This window comes from Agreia sp. Leaf335 (genome assembly GCF_001423605.1).
In the GTDB taxonomy this organism is placed as follows: domain Bacteria; phylum Actinomycetota; class Actinomycetes; order Actinomycetales; family Microbacteriaceae; genus Agreia.
Map to the genome: position 1 here is coordinate 327,887 of NZ_LMOQ01000004.1, position 17,519 is coordinate 345,405.

The window sequence follows — 17,519 nt, forward strand, 5'->3', positions numbered from 1 at the left end:
TCGTCGAGACTGGATGCATGACGAACGTTTTCGGGATCGATGTCGCCGCCGAACTGCAGCAGGTCGACAAGCACTGGACGCCTCGGGTCGTGGGTCGAGTGAACGACCAGTACATCAAGGTCGCGAAGCTGCTCGGCGAGCTGGTGTGGCACGCGCACGACCAGGAGGACGAGATGTTTCTCGTGGTCTCGGGGCGTCTTCGCATCCAGTTGGAGGGCGGCGACGAGGTCGTGCTCGACCCGGGCCAGTTCTACGTCGTGCCCCGTGGGGTGCGGCACAACCCCGTGGCCGAGAGCGAGGTCGAGATCGTACTCATCGAAACGGTGACCACCGCGCACACGGGCGACGTCGCATCCGAGAGATCTGTGCCGATCGAGCAGCAGCTGGGGTCGTTCAGCTGACGCGGGCGGAGCTCGTCGCGCCGGTAGTGCCGGTAGTGCCGGTCGCTTCGCGAGTTGCCAGTTCGGTTGACGCGAACTGCCAACACGCGCACTCCAGGTGGCCCGAACTGGCAACTCGGCACCGTAATTCATCCCTTCGGATGAGCTTGTAGGCGGGTTTGGTCGTTCGTGGGGATAAGACTGGAAGACGTGCGAACGAACGGCGGCTGTAAGCCTTGTCGCCGGTGTTGGGCGGCTCGTAGCGTCTAGCTCTGTCGGCACAAGACGTGCTCCGTCTCACCCCGCCGGCCCAACGCAAGGAGAACGACATGGATCACTCACAGGACAGCCTCGGCTCGAGCGGCCGCAGCACAGGATCGGCCTTCCGCAGGGTCGGAGCAACGGTCGCGGTGGCGTGTGCCGTGACTGGTTCGATCATCGGGCTCGGCGCCATGGGCGCCCTCGCAGTGCCGAGCAGTTCATCGGTCGCTACACCGGCAGCCGCCGACGCGTCGGAGTCGGACTCGATGTCGCACTCGGCGGCCAAGGCGACCTTCACCGATGCAGATCGGGCTGCCTTCGCGGCATCACCCTATGCCGAAGAGGCCCTCAACCTGGCGGTGATATGGGGAACCGGTGTCGAGTGGGCCGAAGGCAAGGCCGGCGCCAAGATTGCGGCCGGCATTCCCCTGCCCTTCGCCGCGGGGCAGGCGACGACCGTCGCCTATACGCCCGACCAGGAGCGCCTCGCGCTGCAGCTGACGACTGTGGACTTCCATGGCATCGCGCGGGTAGCCGCGGTCTGGGGTTCGACAGATCTCGACAGCGCGAAAGCCAAGATGGGCTCTCTCCTTCTCGCACATCAATCGCTGCCCGCCCCGCCGGCAGTCTTCTCCGATGACGATAAGGTTCGCGTGTTCGGCCTGAGCGGATACACAGACGACGATGCGGTCAAGCTCGCCGGCCTGTGGCAGACCGATACGCACAGTGCGATCCTGCGCGCCGGAGCGGAGCTGCTCGCGGAACACGAACTTCCTCTGTGACGACTCTTCTCAACGAGCGCATCGGCTTCGAGATCGAGCTCCTCGCCCCGGCGGGAGCCCATCGAGGCACTCTCGCGGAGCGCATCGCCCGGGATCGGGGTGGGCAGGTCGAGCGGTTCTTTCACACTGACTCTGAGCCGTCGCTCGTGCCGGGAATGGGGCACTTCTGGCACCTGACCCCCGGGTTCACGGTGCACGATGGGCAGGGAGCGCCTCTCGCCTCGCTCGTCGACGACATCACGATCGTCGCCGACCTGAGGCTCGACGTGCCGCGGGCCACCGGGTACCAGGCCCCCGGCTCGCGGGCGGGGGCCGACGAAGACTCGTATCGCATCCTCTCCGACGACGGGCGCTTGCTGCGTCTCGTCGCAGACCACACGCATCCGGATACGCCTTTCACGAGGGTGCTCGACGATGTGGGCGTTCTCTTCGGCACCCGGGTCGAGACGATCGACACCGTGCGCCGATTGCGCGATCGTGCGGGAGCGAGCATCGCGATGGCCACGTCGCTGGCACGAGGGCGGGAGCGCCCGTGCGAGATCGTCACGACGCCCTTGAGCCGCGATCACGAGGCCACTCTCGAGACGCTGCTTCGGCCGGCTCGTGAGCTCGGGTTCACGGTGCCGGTCGAAGCGGCGGTGCATCTGCACTTCGACGGGGCTCCGTACCGCTCGGTGGCGGCGTTCTCGAACCTGGTGCGACTTTTCGGGCACTGGCGAGAAGCGCTGCGCGCGGCGCTCGGAACCAATCCGGCGTGCACTCGGCTGCAACCGTTGCCACCGGCGCTGGTCGATCTCGTCGATCAACCGGATGCCGTCGGCCTCGCCGAGGCCGAACACTGGGGCGGTCTGCAGACGGCCGCCAAGGCCACCGGCCTGACCAAGTACTTCGACGTCAACCTCACCGCGCTGCTCACCGACGCGCCCCAGCGCGACACGGTGGAAGTGCGCATCCTGCCCGGCTCGCTGCACGCGGCCGACATCGTTCACCGAGCCGCGTTCGTCGAGGCGCTGCTCGTGCGGTGCCTCGACCCTCGTCCGTTTCCCCAACCGACAGGGGCGGACCCCGCCGGCCAAGCCGCCGAGCTCGCCGCCCTCGTGGGAATCATCCCCACGAACGAGAGGTCGACGAGACGGTGACGGTAGCGTGAGCGGCGTGTTTACGACCGGGCGGCTTCGCGCGTTCTTCGCCGCATCCGAGCGACGACGCCTCGTCGTCATCGGTGCTGCGGGGGCCGCGTATCTCGTCGCGCTGGCGGTCGCACTGCGCTTCGAGTGGTACCCGCAAGGGCTTCCGGGCTATGTCTACCTCGGGGTAGTCGCGGTCGCCGGCGCTGCGACCACGCGGCGTTGGCCAGTGGAGACCCTGGTGCTCGTCACCTCGTTCACGGCGTACACGACCCTGGTTCCTCTGCCGGTGGAGCTCTACGGTCTGTACGTGGGAGCGCCGCAGGCCCTCGTGCCCCTCGCGATCGTCGCATTCATGATGATCTCGGACGATGGCCCCGTGATCGCACCGGTCGCCACCCTCGGCACCCTCGCCCTGATCACGATCTTGCCGTGGCGAGACATCGTCGGCGTTCTTCTCGAGAACCAACCGCTGGATCAGGCCCTCCTGCTCGACAGCGGGCAAGACAGGTCGGTTCTGCTGGCGGAACTGGTCGCCTGCGTCTTGGTGGTCATTTTCGCCCTGATGCTGCGTCGACAGCGACGAGTCGCCGCCGAGCTGGCCTTGAGAAACCTGGAACTCACCCAGCTTCGGGCCGTAGAGATCGCCCGTATCGCCGAGCAGGAGCGCACGCGAATCGCCCGCGACATGCATGACGAAGTCGCCCACCACGTTGCCGCCCTCGTCATCCGCGCGCAGGCGGCCATGAGAGTCGCCGACACACAGCCCGAGCAACTCACCCAGGCTGTGAAGGACATCGCCGAGGGCGGCCAGGACGTTCTCGCACGCATCCGGACCGTGGTGCGCGTTCTCAAATCGACGCCGGTGCGCGATACGGATGCTCCGTTGCCCCTCGCCGACGAACTCGAGGCACTTTTCGAGCGGGTCCGATCGATCGGCTACCGAGTAGACAGCAGTGTGCAGCTCGGCGGCGATGTTCCGCCAGCGCACGCGGTGGCGATCATCCGGGTGGTGCAAGAGTCGGTGACCAACACGATGCTGCACTCCGCGTCACGCTGGCTGCGGGTCGTCGTCGCCGAGCAACCGCTCGTGTGGACGGTGCGAGTGAGTGACCCGGGGCCCGCTAGGGAGCGGTTCCCCGATATGCCGAAGGGCGGATCCGGGCTGGCCTCTCTGGAGGATCGCCTCACGCACCTCGGAGGTAGGGTCTCCTCTGGAGCCGACGCTGGCGGCTGGGCAGTGACCGCCGAGATCCCCCGTTCAGCTGCCCCCGCTCGACGAGAGAAGACCCCATGACCGTCCGCGTGCTCGTCGTCGACGACCAGCCGATCGCCCGAGCGGGCATCGCCGCCATGCTCGACGCCGAGCTCGACATCGACGTGGCGGGCCAGAGTGCGGATGGCGAAGACGCGGTACGCGACGCACTCGCTCTACGCCCCGATGTGGTCGTCACCGACATTCGGATGCCGCGACTCGACGGCATCTCGGCGACCCGGCGCATCCTGGCCGAGCTCGAGTGCGCGGTCGTGCTGATCACGACCTTCGACGACGACGAGTACCTCTTCGATGGCATCGCGGCGGGCGCCTCGGGCTTCTTGCTGAAAGACTCCGGGCCCGATCTGCTCGCGGCGGCTGTGCGGTCGGCGGCTCGTGGAGACTCGCTGATCGACCCTGCCATGACCCGGGCCCTGATCGAACAGACCGTCGCACCCGCTCGGCCTGAGGCGACTCGCGCGCCCGATCCCGAGCAGCTCGCGTTGCTCGATCAGCTGAGCGAGCGTGAGCGCGTGGTGTTGCAGGCGGTGGCACGCGGACTCAGCAATGTCGACATCGCCGCCGAGCTCTGGGTGAGCGTGCCCACGATCAAGTCGCATATCTCGAGCGTGCTCGCGAAGACCGGCACGCGCACGCGGGTGCAGGCGGCGGTCTTCGCCTACGAGTGCGGGTTCATGACGCCGGGGGCCTAGACGCGGGTCGGATGCCTGGCGGCTACGGTCGCGCCCTCTCGTCGGCGGGAACCCTGCGCAGGAGCGCCGGTGTTGCCGCCACGAACAGGCTCACCGCTGAGCCGAACCCGACGATGACGAGGATGAGGTTCGCGTCGTCGGCGATCGCCCCCACCGCAGTGCCGACCGCTGCCGATGCGAGCATTGCTGCGCCGAGCCAGTAGAAGCCCGACCAGAAGAGTCGGCCGAACACGACGAAGTGGAGCCCGACGACCGCCGAGACGAGGGCGATTCTGATCTGATCCAGCCCTGTGGCGGTGAGAATCACGTTCCCTCCGACGATCGCCAGCACCTCGGCCACGACGATGACGATGTAGGCGCGAGACGAGAACAGGGTGCGGTTGCGGGAGGCGTCGCTTCGGGGGATCCCTGCCTGTCGTTTCAGGGCCGCGATGACGATGATGAGGCCGAGCAGCGTCGCACCGAGCTGTGTGCAGAGGGCTGCGACGTGTGGCAGTCCCGACGACCCCCAGAAAGCCCATGCCACGCCGAAGACGCCGGAGACGATCGACCCGATGAGCGCACCCCTGTCGGCCTTCTCGAGGTCGCGACGCACGCGCTGGCGTTCCGGCAGATCATCCATGCGGGCACGATAACACCGTGCCCTGCCCCAGCGTCGCGGGGCGTAGCCTTCATCCCATGATCGAACTCCCCGAGCCGCCTCGACTGACCGCGCCGTCGACCGCGCTGAAGACGTCGTATCTCGTCGGCGAACAGGCCGACATGCGACATCGGGGGTCGGATGCGTCGTGGCTGAAGGCCGCGAGCCTCGACTTCGACGCGTTCGTCGCCGAGAGAGTGGGTGTGCGGGATCGTTGGGGCGTCGCGTCTGAGCTCTTCTGGTTTGCCGCGGGCGAGTACTACATCGGTTCGCTCGTGATCAGACACGAACTCACCGACGATGAAGGAGGCGGGCACATCGGCTACCACGTCGTGTATCCCTGGCAACGTCAAGGCCACGCCACCCGGATGCTGCGGGAGGCTCTCGTGAAGTGCGCCGACCTGGGCATCGAGCGGGCGTTGCTCACCGTCGCGCCCGAGAACGCTGCCTCGATCGCGGTGGTCCGGCGCAACGGCGGCGTCGAAGACAGTCTCAATAGCGAGGGCGAGATGCGCTTCTGGATCAATACGGGCGCACAGGCTGACGCAGAACCGTCTTGAGTTTCTGCGGCGCCGTTCTGCGGGCGTCGCTCAGATAGACCTCGTGGTGCAGCCCGTTGAACGTCAGCCCGTTCTGCGGCAGATACTCGTCGTGAAGTCGAGCGAGCGTCGGCCCCTCGTCGTCATACGACCCCACGTGCAGAATCTGGATGCTGCGCCCCTCGTCGAGCGTGATCAGTCGCGCCAGCGTCCGGGCTGGGTTCTGCTTCTTCGCGGCGACCGTCGAGAGGGCGGTCGCAACGTCGTCCTCCGTGATCCACTCGGGCTGATTGATCAGCGCCGTCCACCGCCACGAGTCTTTGGCGCGTAACACGAAGGCGCCGGCGTCATCGGCGGTCCAGAGCGCTTCGAGCGGGCCCACCACGAAGTCGCGCCCCTGAGCTTTGCTGGCGAATTTGATCGTGTACGAGGTCGAGAACAGTGCCTCGATGGCCGCGGCATAGGCGGGGGCTGTGTTCGGGTCACCCTCGCCGTCGACGGCGAGGTAGTTCATTGGCGGCACGACCACGTCGGTGAACGTCGTGGACGACGGGGAGTAGAGCGTTAAATGCTCTTTCTTGACGTCGTACTTCTGCATGATCCGCAGACTAACGGCCTTGGGCTGTGGCCGCCACGGAGAGAACGACGAAGGCCCGGGTCATTGACCCGGGCCTTCGTCGTGACGTGCTGAGCGAGATCAGTGCTCGTCGTAGTGCTCGCCGTGCGCGGCGTGCTTGTGACCGTCGTGGTTGTAGTCGGTGTGGTCGCCGTGCTCGACAGCCTCGTGGCCGCAGTCCGCTCCGTGGGCGTGCTCGTCGACGGTGTGCTCGGCGACGCTCTCGTGCTCGTCGTAGTGGTCATCGTGCAGCGCGTGGTGGTGGGTGCCGTGCACGTAGTCGGTGTGACCCTCGTGCGCGACGGCCTCGTGGCCGCAGTCCGCTCCGTGGGAGTGCTCGACGACGGTGTGCTCGGCGTGGATCTCAGTGGTGCTCATGTGTTTACTCTTTCTCTTCGGGTGTGTCTTCGGTGACGTGTGCGATCGCGTCGTCTACGACGTGCGCGATGTGGTGGTCGGCGAGCTGGTACTCGGCCTCGCGGCCTATGCGAGAGACGGTGATGATGCCCGCCTGACGCAGCGTCTTGAGGTGCTGCGATACGAGCGGCTGCGACATTCCGCTGAGACCCGTGAGCTCGCCGACCGTCGCCGGCTTGCTCGACAGAAGCCTCAGCAGGATCAGCCGAGACTCCGACCCCAGCACCTTGAAGAGTGCCGCGGTGGCTTCGAGTCCTGCTTCTGCTGCCATGACTCGAGTCCACCACACGTATAAACAAATGACAATGTATTTATGCAATCGATAATGATGGTCATGTAGATGAGGTGATGGGTCGTTATCGGGCGCGCACCTTCTTTGTCAACGGTTCGAAACCGGCTCGTCGGCGGCGGGTAGAACAGAACAGACGAAGGGATCACCATGAGTCCACGAGCATCCTGGACCGCTCCGCATCTACCCGACGAGGAGTCGGCTCTGCGACGGGCCAAGCGCCCCCGCAGCATCCTCGCGGGCCCGTATGGGCATCCGTTTCACGCCTTGATGATCACCGTGCCGATCGGCGCCTGGACCGCGAGTCTGGTGTTCGACATCCTCGCCCTGTTCGGCGTGGAGCCTGAGGCCTTCTCGCTTGCGGCACAGTGGCTGGTCGCGATCGGCATCGTCGGCGCACTGCTGGCCGCCCTCTTCGGCCTCATGGATCTCTCGAAGCTGACGAGCGGCACGAGAGCACGCCTCATCGCCCTCACCCACATGGTCTTCAACACCGTCGCGATTCTGCTTTTCGCGGGCAGCTTCATCGTCAGGCTCACCCAGCCCGATCAGGCGAGTGTCGCCGGGTTCGTGCTGAGTCTCGTCGCCATGCTCTGTGTCGGCTTCTCGGGCTTCTTGGGCGGCGAATTGACCTACCGATACGGCGTGCGAGTGGCCGACGAGGAAACGCAGCAGCACGGTTACTGATCACGCCCCAATGAAGAGATATCCACCGAGGAGATAGAGGTAATCGCATGTCAGGCACATCCGTCGTGGTCGTCACCGGGGCATCCAGTGGAATCGGTCGTGCGACCGCCCTCAGGTTCGCCAAGAGCGGGCACTCGCTCGTGTTGGCGAGCCGGCGCTCGGAGGCGCTTCGCGAGCTCGTCGAGGAATGCGAGTCGCTGGGCGCGACGGCGATCTCGGTGCCGACTGACGTGTCAGACGAGCATGCTGTTCAGGCCCTGGGTCGAGCGGCAGAGAAGCGTTTCGGTCGAATCGACGTGTGGGCGAACGTCGCGGGCGCATCGGTCTTCGGCACTTTTACAGAGGTGCCGCTCACGGACTTCCGCCGGGTCATCGACGTGAACATGTACGGAGCCGTCTACGGTTCTCGGGTCGCGCTCGATGTATTCACGCGACAGGGCCACGGAGTGCTGATCAACGTCTCGTCGATACTGGGCGAGGTTCCCCAGCCTTATACGGCCGCGTACTGCATGTCGAAAGCGGCGATCAATGCCCTGGATGTCACGCTGCGCAGCGAGTTGGCGCTGCAGCGACAGAAGAAGATCCACGTGGTCACGGTGATGCCGGCCACGATCGACACCCCGTTCTTTCGGCACGCCGCCAACTACACGGGTCGGCGTCCTGTGGCGATGCCTCCCGTGTACAGCCCGGATCTCGTGGCCCGCAAGATCGTCGCCGCGGTCGGGCGCCCACGACCGGAGATCGTCGTCGGCGCGCTCGGCAAGACTCTCGTGCGTCAGCACCGCCGCACGCCGCGACCCGTCGAGGCGCAGCTGAGCGCGCAGACGGAGGCGATGCAGTTGTCGCACAAAGAGATGGCGCCGTTGACGGCCGGAACCCTCTACGCGACCAACGACGACCCCCGCGATGCCGAAGTGGCGGGCGGATGGCACGGCAAGGCTCGCAACTCGAAGCGCAATCTGCTCGTCGGCGCCCTCGGAGTCGGGCTGCTCGCCTTCGTCGTCAACAAATCGAGGCACTCGAGCCACTAGTGCTGGCAGCTCGGTCGGCCGGGTCGGGGCGCGGGCGTCTCCTCAGTCGTCGTCGAGCTCAGTCGTCGTGCTCGTCGTGCTCGTCGTGCTCGTCGTCTCGTCGTCGAGCAGCATGCCGACGGAGGTCGCGCAGGTGTCACCGCGCCAGGCTTCGATGCCCTCGCGAATGGCGAAGACCGCGATCACGAGCCCTGCCACGGCGTCTGCCCACCACCAGCCGAAGAGGCTGTTCAGCACGAGACCCGCGAGCACGGCTCCCGACAGATAGGTGCAGATTAGTGTCTGCTTCGAGTCGGCGACCGCTGTCGCCGACCCGAGCTCGCGGCCAGCGCGCCGCTCTGCCAGCGACAGGAAGGGCATGATCACCACGCTCAGGGCCGTGATGACGATGCCGAGTGTGGAGTGCCCCAATTGAGCACCGCCGACGAGGGCGGCGATCGACGAGACGGTCACGTAGGCGGCGAGGGCGAAGAACGCCACCGCGATCACCCGGAGTGTGCCCTTCTCCCAGCGCTCGGGGTCGCGTCGAGTGAACTGCCACGCGACGGTGGCCGCCGACAACACCTCGATCACGGAGTCGAGCCCGAAACCGATGAGCGCCGCCGACGACGCGAGGGAGCCGGCGGTGATGGCGACGATCGCCTCGACCACGTTGTATGCGATCGTCGCTCCGACGATCAGCCGGATGCGCCGCTGGAGCAGCCGTCGTCTCTCAGGAACCGCAGCGGGTGCGGTCGTCATGCGCACACGCATCCGGGGCCGTCGCAGCAGTCGGGCTCGACGAACAGAACGACCCTCAGCAACGCGTCGAGGGCTGGCGAGAGGTGCTCGTCGGCGAGCCGGTACGCGGTGCGCCGCCCCTCGGGCAGGGCTTCGACCAGGCCGCACCCGCGGAGGCACGCGAGCTGATTAGACATGACCTGTCGCGAGACTCGAAGCGAGTCCGCGAGGTCGGACGGGTAGGCCGGCGCCTCGCGCAGGGCCAAGAGGATGCCGGCCCGGGTGGGATCGCCCAGGGCGTGACCCAGCCGGGAGAGAGCTGCGGTGTGCGAGAGCGTTGCGGTGGCCGTGGGCATTTCTCGATAGTACAGCGAATCGTGAACTATTGCGCCGATGCCTGCAGGGTCAGCGGCCGCCCGTGTTGGGTCCGTAGCTCTGAGGCATGGCCATGCAGCCCAGAGCTGGACCGCGTAGAGCTAGTCTGCGTCTCGTTTCTCGCGCCGCGCGCTGAGTCGTTCGCGAGCCAGCCGAGCACTGGCGCTCTCGGTGTCGCCGACGGCGATCGAACTCCGCTCGACCACGGGCATCTCGATCAGTCGCTCGCCCGGTGCAGCCTCGGAGAGGAGGAGCTGCACGGCCCGACGGCCCATGGCCTCGTGCGGCAGCCCTATCGTCGTGAGCCCCGGGCGGAGATAGGCAGCGAGCTCGTCGTTGTCGAACGAGACGATCGAGATGTCGCGGCCGACCGTGAGTCCGCGCTCCTGGCACGCCTGGTAGGCGCCGAAAGCCAGCCGGTCGTTCATGCACAGCAACGAGGTCACATCGCTGCGCCTGTCGAGCAGTTCGGCGGTGAGACGGTAGCCGTTCTCGGGCTCCCACTCCCAGCACGACTCCTCGGTGATCAGACTCAAGCCGAGCTCTGTGAACTCCGACCGCAGTCCGTGCACGCGTCGGGCAACGGTTGCCGAGCGAAAGAGGTCGTCTTCGACTTCATCGTTCTGGCCGATCAAGGCGACACCGTCGGTGTGTCCGGCGGCGACGAGCAGGTCGACGGCGCTTCTGCCACCCGCTTCTTCGTCGGGAAGCACCGAGAGCCCGAATTGGGGACTGGTCGCGTTGAGCATAACGACGCGGGTGGACTCGGGGAGCGAAGGCATGACGAGTTCTCGTGCGCGCATGGTGGCGAAGACGATGCCGTCGACCTGGCGATCCAGCACCGCCCCCACCGCCTCCTCCTGGCGAGCCGGGTCTCCGCCCGTTTCGAGAACGAGCATCACGTGACCGGCCCGTTCGGCCTCTTCGAGCGAGCCTCGAATGAGTCCGCTCGCGAATCGCGTCGTGGCCACGACGTCTGAGATGAAGCCGATCGTAAGAGATCGATCGGTGCGGAGCGCTCGTGCCCCCATGTTGGGACGGTAGCCGAGCTGCGCGACGGCGTCGTGCACTCTGCGGTGCGCATCCGCCGAAAATCGGGTGTCGGGTTTGCCGTTGAGAATCAGTGAGGCTGTGGTGGGTGAGGTGCCCGCCAGGCGCGCGACGTCGGCGAGTGTTGCTCTTTTCGAAGCCACGGCGCCCTCCCCTCGGCTCAAGCGTATCTGCAGGATTCAACTGGTCTGCTCGTGGGTCTTGACACTGGCAGACGATTGAGTAACGATAATGCCCAATGTAGGTAAATGCTTTTACCAAACACACCAACTGCAGCACATCAGAACTGACCATGACGAAGGAGTCACAGAATGAGAACACGCTCGCGTGCCGGCCGCACGCTGATGGTTACGGCCGCAGCTGCGACCGTTCTACTCGCCGTTGCCGGATGCGCGCCGGGCAGCAGCCCCGCCACGACCGCGCCGAGTGGCGATGTCAGTACAGAGGCCCCGACCGGCGACATCACGATCAAGATCCAAGACGAGACGGGCTTTCCCGTCACTTCGGATCTCTCAGACGAGTTCACCAAGCAGTACCCCAACGTGAAGTTCGACATCGTTCGTGACAGTTTCCAGAACCTTCTCGCCAACACACCGCGTCTGCTTGCCAGCGCGGACGCGCCCGACCTCATCCGGCAGTCGACCATCGGAACGACGGTGAAAGACGGACTGCTGACCAACCTCGATCCGTACTTCGACGCGTATGGATGGGACAAGTTCTCGGCGGGCCAGCTGGCCGGAGGCCGCATCACCGATGCGGGTGTTCGCGGGGAAGGGTCGCTCTACCAGTTCGGCATCGGATTCAGCGTCACGGGCATTTACATGAACAAGACGATCGCGAGCCAGGTCGGCATCACCGAGGCGCCTGCAACGATCGACGAGCTCGAGGCCGACCTTGAGAAGGCGAAGAACGCCGGTGTGCTGCCGATCCAGACCGGAATGCAGGACGGCACCGGCACCTTCGTGCTGCAGGCCCTGATCAATCAGTACGGCGACAAGCAAGACCTGATCGACTGGATGTACAACAAGCCGGGCGCGACGATCGACACGGATGCCGCGCTGAAGGGCACGACGAAGTTCCAGGACTGGGCGAAGGCCGGGTACCTGCCGCCCGACGTCAACGCCATCAACTACACCACCATGGTCTCGAACTTCACCTCGGGCCAGGGCCTGTTCATGTGGGACGGAAACTGGGACGCGCAGAACGTCGAGACAGGCCTGGGCGCGGGCAATGCGGAGTTCTTCTTGATGCCTCCCGCCCAAGCCGACAGCAAGCACGTGGCGATGGGCGCGGGAAACACCTTCACCATTCCCGCCAAATCGAAGAACGCGGATGCGACGGCCTTCTTCCTCAACTGGATCGTGACCAACGACAAGGCGCGCCAAATCGTCGTCGACGTCACCGGCTCCTCACCCGGAGGTGACCCGACGCAGGCGCTGCCCACCGTCGAGAAGGGCAGCCTCGTCGAGCAGGCGCTGAACAACTCCGCCACGGTCGCCACAGACGACGGCTTCGTGGACTTCATGGCCAACTCCACCGCGGGGATCTACCAGGGTTCTCTTCAGCCGAATGAGCAGCTGCTGCTCACCGACAAGCTGACCCCGGAGGACTTCCTGAAGGCCACGCAGGAGTTCTATGAGAAGGATCTCGCGGCCAAGTGAGCACTGTGAAGCATGACGTCTCGGTCGGGGCAGGGGTCATCACCTCCGCCCCGGCCGGGCCGGCCGCCTCCGCACCTCGCCGCCGTCGCAGCCAATTCGCTCGCCGCACCGCTTACATCGGGTGGCTCATGGTGCTGCCGGCGGTCGCCGCCTATGTCGCCTTCGTCGTTTACCCGCTGCTCACCGCCGTTCAGTACTCGTTCTACGACTGGAACGGAATCGGCGCGTCGACCTGGGTAGGAATCGACAACTACATCTCGATCTTCACCGACCCCACCCTCCTCACTCCCATCTTCAACGCGATCGTTCTCATCTTCTTCTTCACGGTCATTCCTGTGGTCTTCGGATTGGTGCTCGCCAATCTGCTGCGCACGATGAAGCAGGGGCCCTTCGCCACGGCATCCCGCACGATTCTCTTCCTGCCTCAGATCGTGCCGCTCGTCGCAGCTGGTATCGCGTGGTCGTGGATGTACGCCCAGGCCGGAACGATCAACTCGATCCTCAATTCGGTGGGACTCGGCTTCATCTCCCGATCCTGGCTCGCCGACTTCTCTACGGCTCTGCCGGCAGTCGGACTCATCGGATCGTGGGTCCTGACCGGCCTCTGCACCGTGCTGCTCCTGACCGGCATGGGCAAGATCGACGGGTCGCTCTACGAGGCGGTGCGTCTGGATGGCGCGGGTTGGTTCCGCGAGTTCTTCACGATCACGCTGCCCGGACTCCGTCAGGAGATCGCTGTTCTCACGACGATCACCGTCATCGCAGCACTCGGCACCTTCGACATCATCTACACCACCACGAAGGGCGGTCCGGGAACGTCGACCCTGGTTCCCGGTATCGCGATCTTCAGGCTCGCCTTCGTGCAGAGTCAGGTGGGTCTGGCCTCGGCCTTCGGCGTCGTCCTGCTGATCTTCGTGCTCATCGTGGTTCTGCCCATTCAGCGCCTTTCGAGGGAGCGTGACTCATGATCGTCAATCGCACCGAGGTCGTCGTCGGCCGAATCCTGCTGATCGTCGTCGTCGTGCTGACGCTTCTGCCCTTCGCCAGCATGCTGACGGCAGCGCTGCAGTCTCCCGATCGCATCCCGAACGGGTTCTCCTGGCCGAGTGATCCGCACTGGGAGAACTTCGTCACCGCGTTCCAGCTCGGCAACATCGGAACGCTCATGCTGTCGAGCACTTTCATCGTGATCATCGTCGTGCCGGTCGCGCTCCTGTTCTCGACCCTGGCCGGCTACGCGCTCGGCAACCTGCGCATTCCGGGAGGTCGCGCTGTTCTCGTCGGCATGGTGGTGGGACTCACGATTCCCTTCGAGGCCATCATCATCCCCCTCTACTACCAGTTCACGTCGTACGGGCTCATCAATACCCAGTGGGCGGTGATCATCCCGTTGATCGGCTTGTACATGCCGTTCAGTGTGTTCTGGATGCGCGCCCATTTCGTCGGAGTGCCTCGTGAGCTCTCGGAGGCGGCACGCGTCGACGGGGCGAACATCTGGCAGGAGTTCAGACAGATCCAGCTGCCGCTCGCTTCCCCGGCCCTCTCTGCGCTCGGCATCCTGCTGTTCCTCTGGACGTGGAACCAGTTCTTGCTTCCGCTCGTCATGGTGGACGATCCGAGCAAGCGCACCATGGCCGGGGCGCTCGGGGCATTCCAGGGGCAATACATCGACGCGCTGCCCCTGCTGTTCGCGGCATCACTGATCGTTATGCTCCCGACGGTGATCGTCTACCTCATCTTCCAGCGGCAGTTCATCAAAGCCCTGCTGCAGGGAGCGGTGAAGGGATAACCATGGCATTCTCGATTCCCGATTTCTGGGTCTGGGATTTCTGGACCGCCATCGACGGGCCGATGGTGCACCTCTATTACCTCCGTGCGCCGATGTCACTCGCCGACCCTCAGCTGCGGCACCGGAACGCCTCAGTCGGCCACGCGACATCCGTCGACTATGAGAACTGGACCGATCACGGCGTCGTACTCGAACACGGGGCGCCCGGCTCGGCCGACGAATCGGCCACGTGGACGGGGAGCGTGTACCGCGATCCCTCCGGTCTGTGGCGCATGTACTACACCGGTTCTCGGTATCTGCGACCGGGGGAGGACACGAACGTCGAGACGATCATGCTGGCGACCTCGACCGATCTGCACGAGTGGGTCAAGACCCCCGGAGCATTGCTGAGCGCAGAGCGCCCCTGGTACGAGACGCTGGCCGATCAGACGTGGCGGGAGGAAGCCTGGCGAGATCCCTGGGTGGTACCCGATGTCTCGGGAACCATGTGGCATATGCTCATCACCGCTCGGAGCCGCCAGGTGCCGGCCGGGGTAGACCCCGACGATCGCGGCGTGATCGGGTACGCCACGTCGCGAGACCTGGACTCGTGGACGGCCGCCGCACCGCTCAGCGCGCCGGGTGCCGGCTTCGCGCATCTCGAGGTGCCACAACTCGTTCGCATCGACGGCAAGGAGGCGCTCATCTTCTCGTGCGACTCGTCACATCTTGTCGGCGCTCGACGGGGAAGCGCTGGCGGCGTGTGGGCTCTGGCCCTGGGTGGGGACGAACCGTTCTCGGGAGAGCTCCTCAACGTGGCCGATGCTCAACTCGTCGTCGGTGACGAACTCTACGCAGGACGGGTCGTCGAGACTCCGACGGGACCGGCTCTTCTCGGGTTCGAAAACGTGGGTCAGAACAGTGAGTTCGTCGGACGCCTCTCCGACCCGTTGCCCCTTCGATGGACCGACGACGGACGTCTGGTCGCGTACACGACAGAAAGAGTTCGATGACAGACTCCCTTCTCTCTATCGAGGGCTTTGCGGCCGATGGTTTCGAGTCGGTACGCGAGGCATTCGAGAGGGCGATCGCCACCGATACCGACACGGGAGCGGCCCTCTCGATCTGGCGTGACGGCGAGCTCGTCGTCGATCTGGCCGGAGGCAGGGCCGACTCCGGCGCAGGGCTGCCGTTCGGGGTGAACACGCCGAGCGTGATCTTCTCCTGCACGAAAGGGCTCGCCTCTGTCTTGGTCGCGCGTCTCGTGCAAGACGGTCTTCTCGACTACGACGCTCCTGTCGTCGACTACTGGCCCGAATACGGCGCAGCCGGAAAATCGAACACCCGGGTCGCCGACGCGCTGTCGCACCGCGCAGGGCTGTCGGCCCCGAGACAAGACTGGACCACCGAGGACCTGATCGATTGGGATCGCGCGACGAGGCTGCTCGCCGCGCAAGAACCGTTGTTCGAGCCCGGCTCAGCGTGGGCTTATCACGCGATCACCCACGGATGGCTCGCCGGCGAGCTCGTGCGTCGGGTCACAGGACTCCTGCCGGGGGAGTATTTCGAGCGTCTGATCTCGGGTCCGTTGGCGGTCGACGCCTGGATCGGTCTGCCTGCGGCGCGGTGCGGCCAGGTGGCGACCATGGTGGTCGGAGAGACCCTCGCAACACACGTTTCTTCTCAGCAGAGCGACGTGCGGGCGGGAGCCTCGGTCTGGCCGGTGCGTGCCCTGACCCTCGGTGGTGCCCTGCCCTTGGCGCTGGTCGGGCCCGACGAGGGGTTCAACCGCTCCGACGTGCAGGCAGCTCAGATACCCGGTGCGGGTGGCATCAGTACCGCGCACGGCCTGGCGAAGATCTGGTCCGCGGTCGTCACCGAGACAGACGGCGTGCGCCTACTCAGCGACGAGACGCTCCACCGCGCGAGCCGCGTGCGATCCGAAGGAGCCCCCTTCTTCGACTCCCCGGCTCCGTGGCCTCGCTGGGGTATGGGGTTCCAGCTCGACTCCGAAGCGAGACGGTACCTGGGTGAATCGAGCCTCGGACACGACGGGGCGGGAGGCCAGGTCGCATTCGGAGACCCCGACGAGCGCATCGGTTTCGCGTTCGTCACAAACCGGATGGAGGCCGTCGACTCTCGCGGTACGGATATCGTCGCCGCGCTTAAGGAGGCCATCTCGTAGCCGGCAGGGATTCTCGACGACCGGGCGCAACGGCCGCAGACCGATACTCTGGACATCCACCCCCGCTGAACGCTGAGCGGTCTGACGCCCCCACCCCAAGGAGACGCCCATGTCGGTCGGCCTGCTCGCCGTCGTCGATGACATTCTGACCGCCGCGCTCAAAGCGAGCGCCAAGACCGCCGGAGTCGTGATCGACGACGCGGCCGTCACGCCGCAGTACGTTCAGGGACTCACCCCCGCCCGCGAACTGCCGGTCGTATGGAAGATCGCGCTCGGAAGTCTCGTCAACAAGTTCGTCATCATCATCCCGATCGCGCTGCTGCTGTCGGCGTTCGCGCCATGGGTGCTGCCGTTCCTGCTCATCATCGGTGGAACGTACTTGTGCTTCGAGGGGGCTGAGAAGGTCACCGAGTGGTTCGGCGTGCATCACGCGGCCGCTGAGGAAGAGCAGAAGACCGAGAAGAAACTCGTCTTCGGCGCGATTCGCACCGACCTCATTCTGAGTACCGAGATCATGCTCATCGCGCTCGACAGCCTCGATCCCGACTTCGGCATCTGGCTTACGCTCGGCGCACTCGTCGTGATCGGCCTGGGCATGACCCTGCTGGTCTACGGTGCCGTCGCGCTCCTGGTGAAGATCGACGACATCGGGCTGCGCTTCATGAAGAGCACCTCTCGGGGTGTGCGCCGCTTCGGAGCCCGCGTCGTGGCCGCGATGCCCGCCGTCTTCCGCGTCATCAGCATCGTGGGCACCGTCGCCATGCTGTGGGTGGGCGGCCACCTCGTGATCACGAACCTGGCAGAGACCTTCTGGCACGGGCCCTACGACCTGGTGCACGTGATCACGCACGCGGTCGAGGCCGCAGGCCCTGTCGTCGTCTGGCTCGCCGACACCGCGGTGTCATTCGTGTTCGGGCTGATCCTCGGAATGATCATCGTCGTGATCCTCCTGGGCATCTCTCGTTTGCGCAACCGCAACCAGCCGGTCTCCGCCGCGCACTGATCGAGCCGGCTCATCCGGCG

21 protein-coding genes are annotated in these 17,519 nt (G+C 65.6%); 14 read left to right on the forward strand and 7 right to left on the reverse strand.

All coding sequences use genetic code 11. The annotated features are described in order from the left end of the window. Positions 1 to 17: 17 nt before the first annotated feature. From ASF79_RS16020 to ASF79_RS16040, 5 genes are all read left to right on the forward strand, one after another. Positions 18 to 401: a cupin domain-containing protein gene (locus ASF79_RS16020; RefSeq protein ID WP_055856934.1), complete on the forward strand. Its 384-nt coding sequence runs from the start codon at positions 18 to 20 to the stop codon at positions 399 to 401. A gap of 308 nt (positions 402 to 709) precedes the next feature. Then, a complete protein-coding gene (locus tag ASF79_RS16025; protein WP_055856937.1) occupies positions 710 to 1,423 on the forward strand; it encodes a hypothetical protein in 714 nt (237 codons plus the stop codon). Further along, positions 1,420 to 2,562, forward strand: a complete 1,143-nt coding sequence (locus ASF79_RS16030) for an amidoligase family protein (RefSeq protein WP_055856941.1) — start codon at positions 1,420 to 1,422, stop codon at positions 2,560 to 2,562. The genes ASF79_RS16025 and ASF79_RS16030 overlap by 4 nt, the downstream gene beginning before the upstream one ends. Positions 2,563 to 2,578: 16 nt before the next feature. After that, on the forward strand, positions 2,579 to 3,847 hold the full coding sequence (locus ASF79_RS16035) for a sensor histidine kinase (protein ID WP_156366304.1): 1,269 nt from the start codon (positions 2,579 to 2,581) through the stop codon (positions 3,845 to 3,847). Then, a complete protein-coding gene (locus ASF79_RS16040) occupies positions 3,844 to 4,518 on the forward strand; it encodes a response regulator (protein WP_055856945.1) in 675 nt (224 codons plus the stop codon). Before ASF79_RS16035 ends, ASF79_RS16040 begins: the two co-directional genes overlap by 4 nt. Before the next feature lie 22 nt (positions 4,519 to 4,540). Here ASF79_RS16040 and ASF79_RS16045 read toward each other — a convergent pair whose 3' ends face one another. Next, on the reverse strand, positions 4,541 to 5,140 hold the full coding sequence (locus ASF79_RS16045; protein ID WP_055856947.1) for a hypothetical protein: 600 nt from the start codon (positions 5,138 to 5,140) through the stop codon (positions 4,541 to 4,543). A 56-nt stretch (positions 5,141 to 5,196) separates the two neighbouring features. Between ASF79_RS16045 and ASF79_RS16050 the strand changes: the two genes are divergently transcribed. Continuing rightward, positions 5,197 to 5,718, forward strand: coding sequence for a GNAT family N-acetyltransferase (locus ASF79_RS16050; RefSeq protein ID WP_055856950.1), 522 nt, complete (start codon positions 5,197 to 5,199; stop codon positions 5,716 to 5,718). On the opposite strand, the gene ASF79_RS16055 is transcribed toward ASF79_RS16050, so the two are convergent. The 3 genes from ASF79_RS16055 to ASF79_RS16065 form a co-directional block, all read right to left on the reverse strand. After that, positions 5,681 to 6,295, reverse strand: coding sequence for a GyrI-like domain-containing protein (locus tag ASF79_RS16055; protein WP_055856953.1), 615 nt, complete (start codon positions 6,293 to 6,295; stop codon positions 5,681 to 5,683). The two genes, ASF79_RS16050 and ASF79_RS16055, sit on opposite strands and share 38 nt — an antisense overlap. Positions 6,296 to 6,394: 99 nt before the next feature. Then, the gene (locus tag ASF79_RS16060) at positions 6,395 to 6,691 is read right to left on the reverse strand and encodes a hypothetical protein (protein WP_055856955.1); all 297 of its coding nucleotides are present in this window, start codon (positions 6,689 to 6,691) and stop codon (positions 6,395 to 6,397) included. Between the two features lie 4 nt (positions 6,692 to 6,695). Then, the gene (locus tag ASF79_RS16065; protein WP_055782409.1) at positions 6,696 to 7,001 is read right to left on the reverse strand and encodes an ArsR/SmtB family transcription factor; all 306 of its coding nucleotides are present in this window, start codon (positions 6,999 to 7,001) and stop codon (positions 6,696 to 6,698) included. Between the two features lie 168 nt (positions 7,002 to 7,169). Here ASF79_RS16065 and ASF79_RS16070 point away from each other — a divergent pair, with 168 nt between their 5' ends. Both ASF79_RS16070 and ASF79_RS16075 read left to right on the forward strand, forming a co-directional pair. Then, positions 7,170 to 7,706, forward strand: coding sequence for a DUF2231 domain-containing protein (locus tag ASF79_RS16070; RefSeq protein ID WP_055856959.1), 537 nt, complete (start codon positions 7,170 to 7,172; stop codon positions 7,704 to 7,706). Between the two features lie 47 nt (positions 7,707 to 7,753). Beyond that, on the forward strand, positions 7,754 to 8,737 hold the full coding sequence (locus ASF79_RS16075) for an SDR family oxidoreductase (protein ID WP_055856961.1): 984 nt from the start codon (positions 7,754 to 7,756) through the stop codon (positions 8,735 to 8,737). Positions 8,738 to 8,779: 42 nt separating this feature from the next. On the opposite strand, the gene ASF79_RS16080 is transcribed toward ASF79_RS16075, so the two are convergent. From ASF79_RS16080 to ASF79_RS16090, 3 genes are all read right to left on the reverse strand, one after another. Next, positions 8,780 to 9,478, reverse strand: coding sequence for a cation diffusion facilitator family transporter (locus ASF79_RS16080; RefSeq protein ID WP_055857284.1), 699 nt, complete (start codon positions 9,476 to 9,478; stop codon positions 8,780 to 8,782). Then, positions 9,475 to 9,813 carry an ArsR/SmtB family transcription factor gene (locus ASF79_RS16085; protein ID WP_055782401.1) on the reverse strand — a complete coding sequence of 113 codons (339 nt, stop codon included), beginning with the start codon at positions 9,811 to 9,813 and terminating at the stop codon, positions 9,475 to 9,477. The genes ASF79_RS16080 and ASF79_RS16085 overlap by 4 nt, the downstream gene beginning before the upstream one ends. A gap of 120 nt (positions 9,814 to 9,933) precedes the next feature. Continuing rightward, positions 9,934 to 11,025 carry a LacI family DNA-binding transcriptional regulator gene (locus tag ASF79_RS16090; RefSeq protein ID WP_055856967.1) on the reverse strand — a complete coding sequence of 364 codons (1,092 nt, stop codon included), beginning with the start codon at positions 11,023 to 11,025 and terminating at the stop codon, positions 9,934 to 9,936. Between the two features lie 168 nt (positions 11,026 to 11,193). Here ASF79_RS16090 and ASF79_RS16095 point away from each other — a divergent pair, with 168 nt between their 5' ends. The 6 genes from ASF79_RS16095 to ASF79_RS16120 all read left to right on the forward strand — a co-directional run bounded on the left by ASF79_RS16095 (position 11,194) and on the right by ASF79_RS16120 (position 17,499). Continuing rightward, positions 11,194 to 12,543 (forward strand): ABC transporter substrate-binding protein, encoded by a 1,350-nt coding sequence (locus ASF79_RS16095; protein ID WP_055856969.1) that lies wholly within the window; start codon positions 11,194 to 11,196, stop codon positions 12,541 to 12,543. Continuing rightward, positions 12,540 to 13,511, forward strand: a complete 972-nt coding sequence (locus tag ASF79_RS16100) for a carbohydrate ABC transporter permease (RefSeq protein WP_442853866.1) — start codon at positions 12,540 to 12,542, stop codon at positions 13,509 to 13,511. The genes ASF79_RS16095 and ASF79_RS16100 overlap by 4 nt, the downstream gene beginning before the upstream one ends. After that, entirely contained in the window at positions 13,508 to 14,332 is an 825-nt protein-coding gene (locus ASF79_RS16105; protein WP_055782392.1) for a carbohydrate ABC transporter permease, read from the forward strand. The genes ASF79_RS16100 and ASF79_RS16105 overlap by 4 nt, the downstream gene beginning before the upstream one ends. 2 nt (positions 14,333 to 14,334) lie before the next feature. Continuing rightward, positions 14,335 to 15,324 (forward strand): glycosyl hydrolase family 32, encoded by a 990-nt coding sequence (locus tag ASF79_RS16110; protein WP_055856972.1) that lies wholly within the window; start codon positions 14,335 to 14,337, stop codon positions 15,322 to 15,324. Further along, on the forward strand, positions 15,321 to 16,496 hold the full coding sequence (locus ASF79_RS16115) for a serine hydrolase domain-containing protein (RefSeq protein WP_055856973.1): 1,176 nt from the start codon (positions 15,321 to 15,323) through the stop codon (positions 16,494 to 16,496). Before ASF79_RS16110 ends, ASF79_RS16115 begins: the two co-directional genes overlap by 4 nt. Positions 16,497 to 16,605: 109 nt before the next feature. After that, entirely contained in the window at positions 16,606 to 17,499 is an 894-nt protein-coding gene (locus ASF79_RS16120) for a DUF808 domain-containing protein (RefSeq protein ID WP_055856974.1), read from the forward strand. Positions 17,500 to 17,519 lie beyond the last annotated feature (20 nt).

Excerpts from the sequence above, each read along its gene's own strand:
- ASF79_RS16085 (WP_055782401.1), bottom strand. The coding sequence starts at position 9,813 with ATGCCCACGGCCACCGCAACGCTCTCGCACACCGCAGCTCTCTCCCGG.
- ASF79_RS16040 (WP_055856945.1), top strand. The coding sequence starts at position 3,844 with ATGACCGTCCGCGTGCTCGTCGTCGACGACCAGCCGATCGCCCGAGCG.
- ASF79_RS16065 (WP_055782409.1), bottom strand. The coding sequence starts at position 7,001 with ATGGCAGCAGAAGCAGGACTCGAAGCCACCGCGGCACTCTTCAAGGTG.
- ASF79_RS16075 (WP_055856961.1), top strand. The coding sequence starts at position 7,754 with ATGTCAGGCACATCCGTCGTGGTCGTCACCGGGGCATCCAGTGGAATC.
- ASF79_RS16095 (WP_055856969.1), top strand. The coding sequence starts at position 11,194 with ATGAGAACACGCTCGCGTGCCGGCCGCACGCTGATGGTTACGGCCGCA.
- ASF79_RS16120 (WP_055856974.1), top strand. The coding sequence starts at position 16,606 with ATGTCGGTCGGCCTGCTCGCCGTCGTCGATGACATTCTGACCGCCGCG.
- ASF79_RS16070 (WP_055856959.1), top strand. The coding sequence starts at position 7,170 with ATGAGTCCACGAGCATCCTGGACCGCTCCGCATCTACCCGACGAGGAG.
- ASF79_RS16080 (WP_055857284.1), bottom strand. The coding sequence starts at position 9,478 with ATGACGACCGCACCCGCTGCGGTTCCTGAGAGACGACGGCTGCTCCAG.
- ASF79_RS16050 (WP_055856950.1), top strand. The coding sequence starts at position 5,197 with ATGATCGAACTCCCCGAGCCGCCTCGACTGACCGCGCCGTCGACCGCG.
- ASF79_RS16115 (WP_055856973.1), top strand. The coding sequence starts at position 15,321 with ATGACAGACTCCCTTCTCTCTATCGAGGGCTTTGCGGCCGATGGTTTC.
- ASF79_RS16020 (WP_055856934.1), top strand. The coding sequence starts at position 18 with ATGACGAACGTTTTCGGGATCGATGTCGCCGCCGAACTGCAGCAGGTC.
- ASF79_RS16045 (WP_055856947.1), bottom strand. The coding sequence starts at position 5,140 with ATGGATGATCTGCCGGAACGCCAGCGCGTGCGTCGCGACCTCGAGAAG.
- ASF79_RS16060 (WP_055856955.1), bottom strand. The coding sequence starts at position 6,691 with ATGAGCACCACTGAGATCCACGCCGAGCACACCGTCGTCGAGCACTCC.
- ASF79_RS16055 (WP_055856953.1), bottom strand. The coding sequence starts at position 6,295 with ATGCAGAAGTACGACGTCAAGAAAGAGCATTTAACGCTCTACTCCCCG.
- ASF79_RS16025 (WP_055856937.1), top strand. The coding sequence starts at position 710 with ATGGATCACTCACAGGACAGCCTCGGCTCGAGCGGCCGCAGCACAGGA.
- ASF79_RS16110 (WP_055856972.1), top strand. The coding sequence starts at position 14,335 with ATGGCATTCTCGATTCCCGATTTCTGGGTCTGGGATTTCTGGACCGCC.
- ASF79_RS16105 (WP_055782392.1), top strand. The coding sequence starts at position 13,508 with ATGATCGTCAATCGCACCGAGGTCGTCGTCGGCCGAATCCTGCTGATC.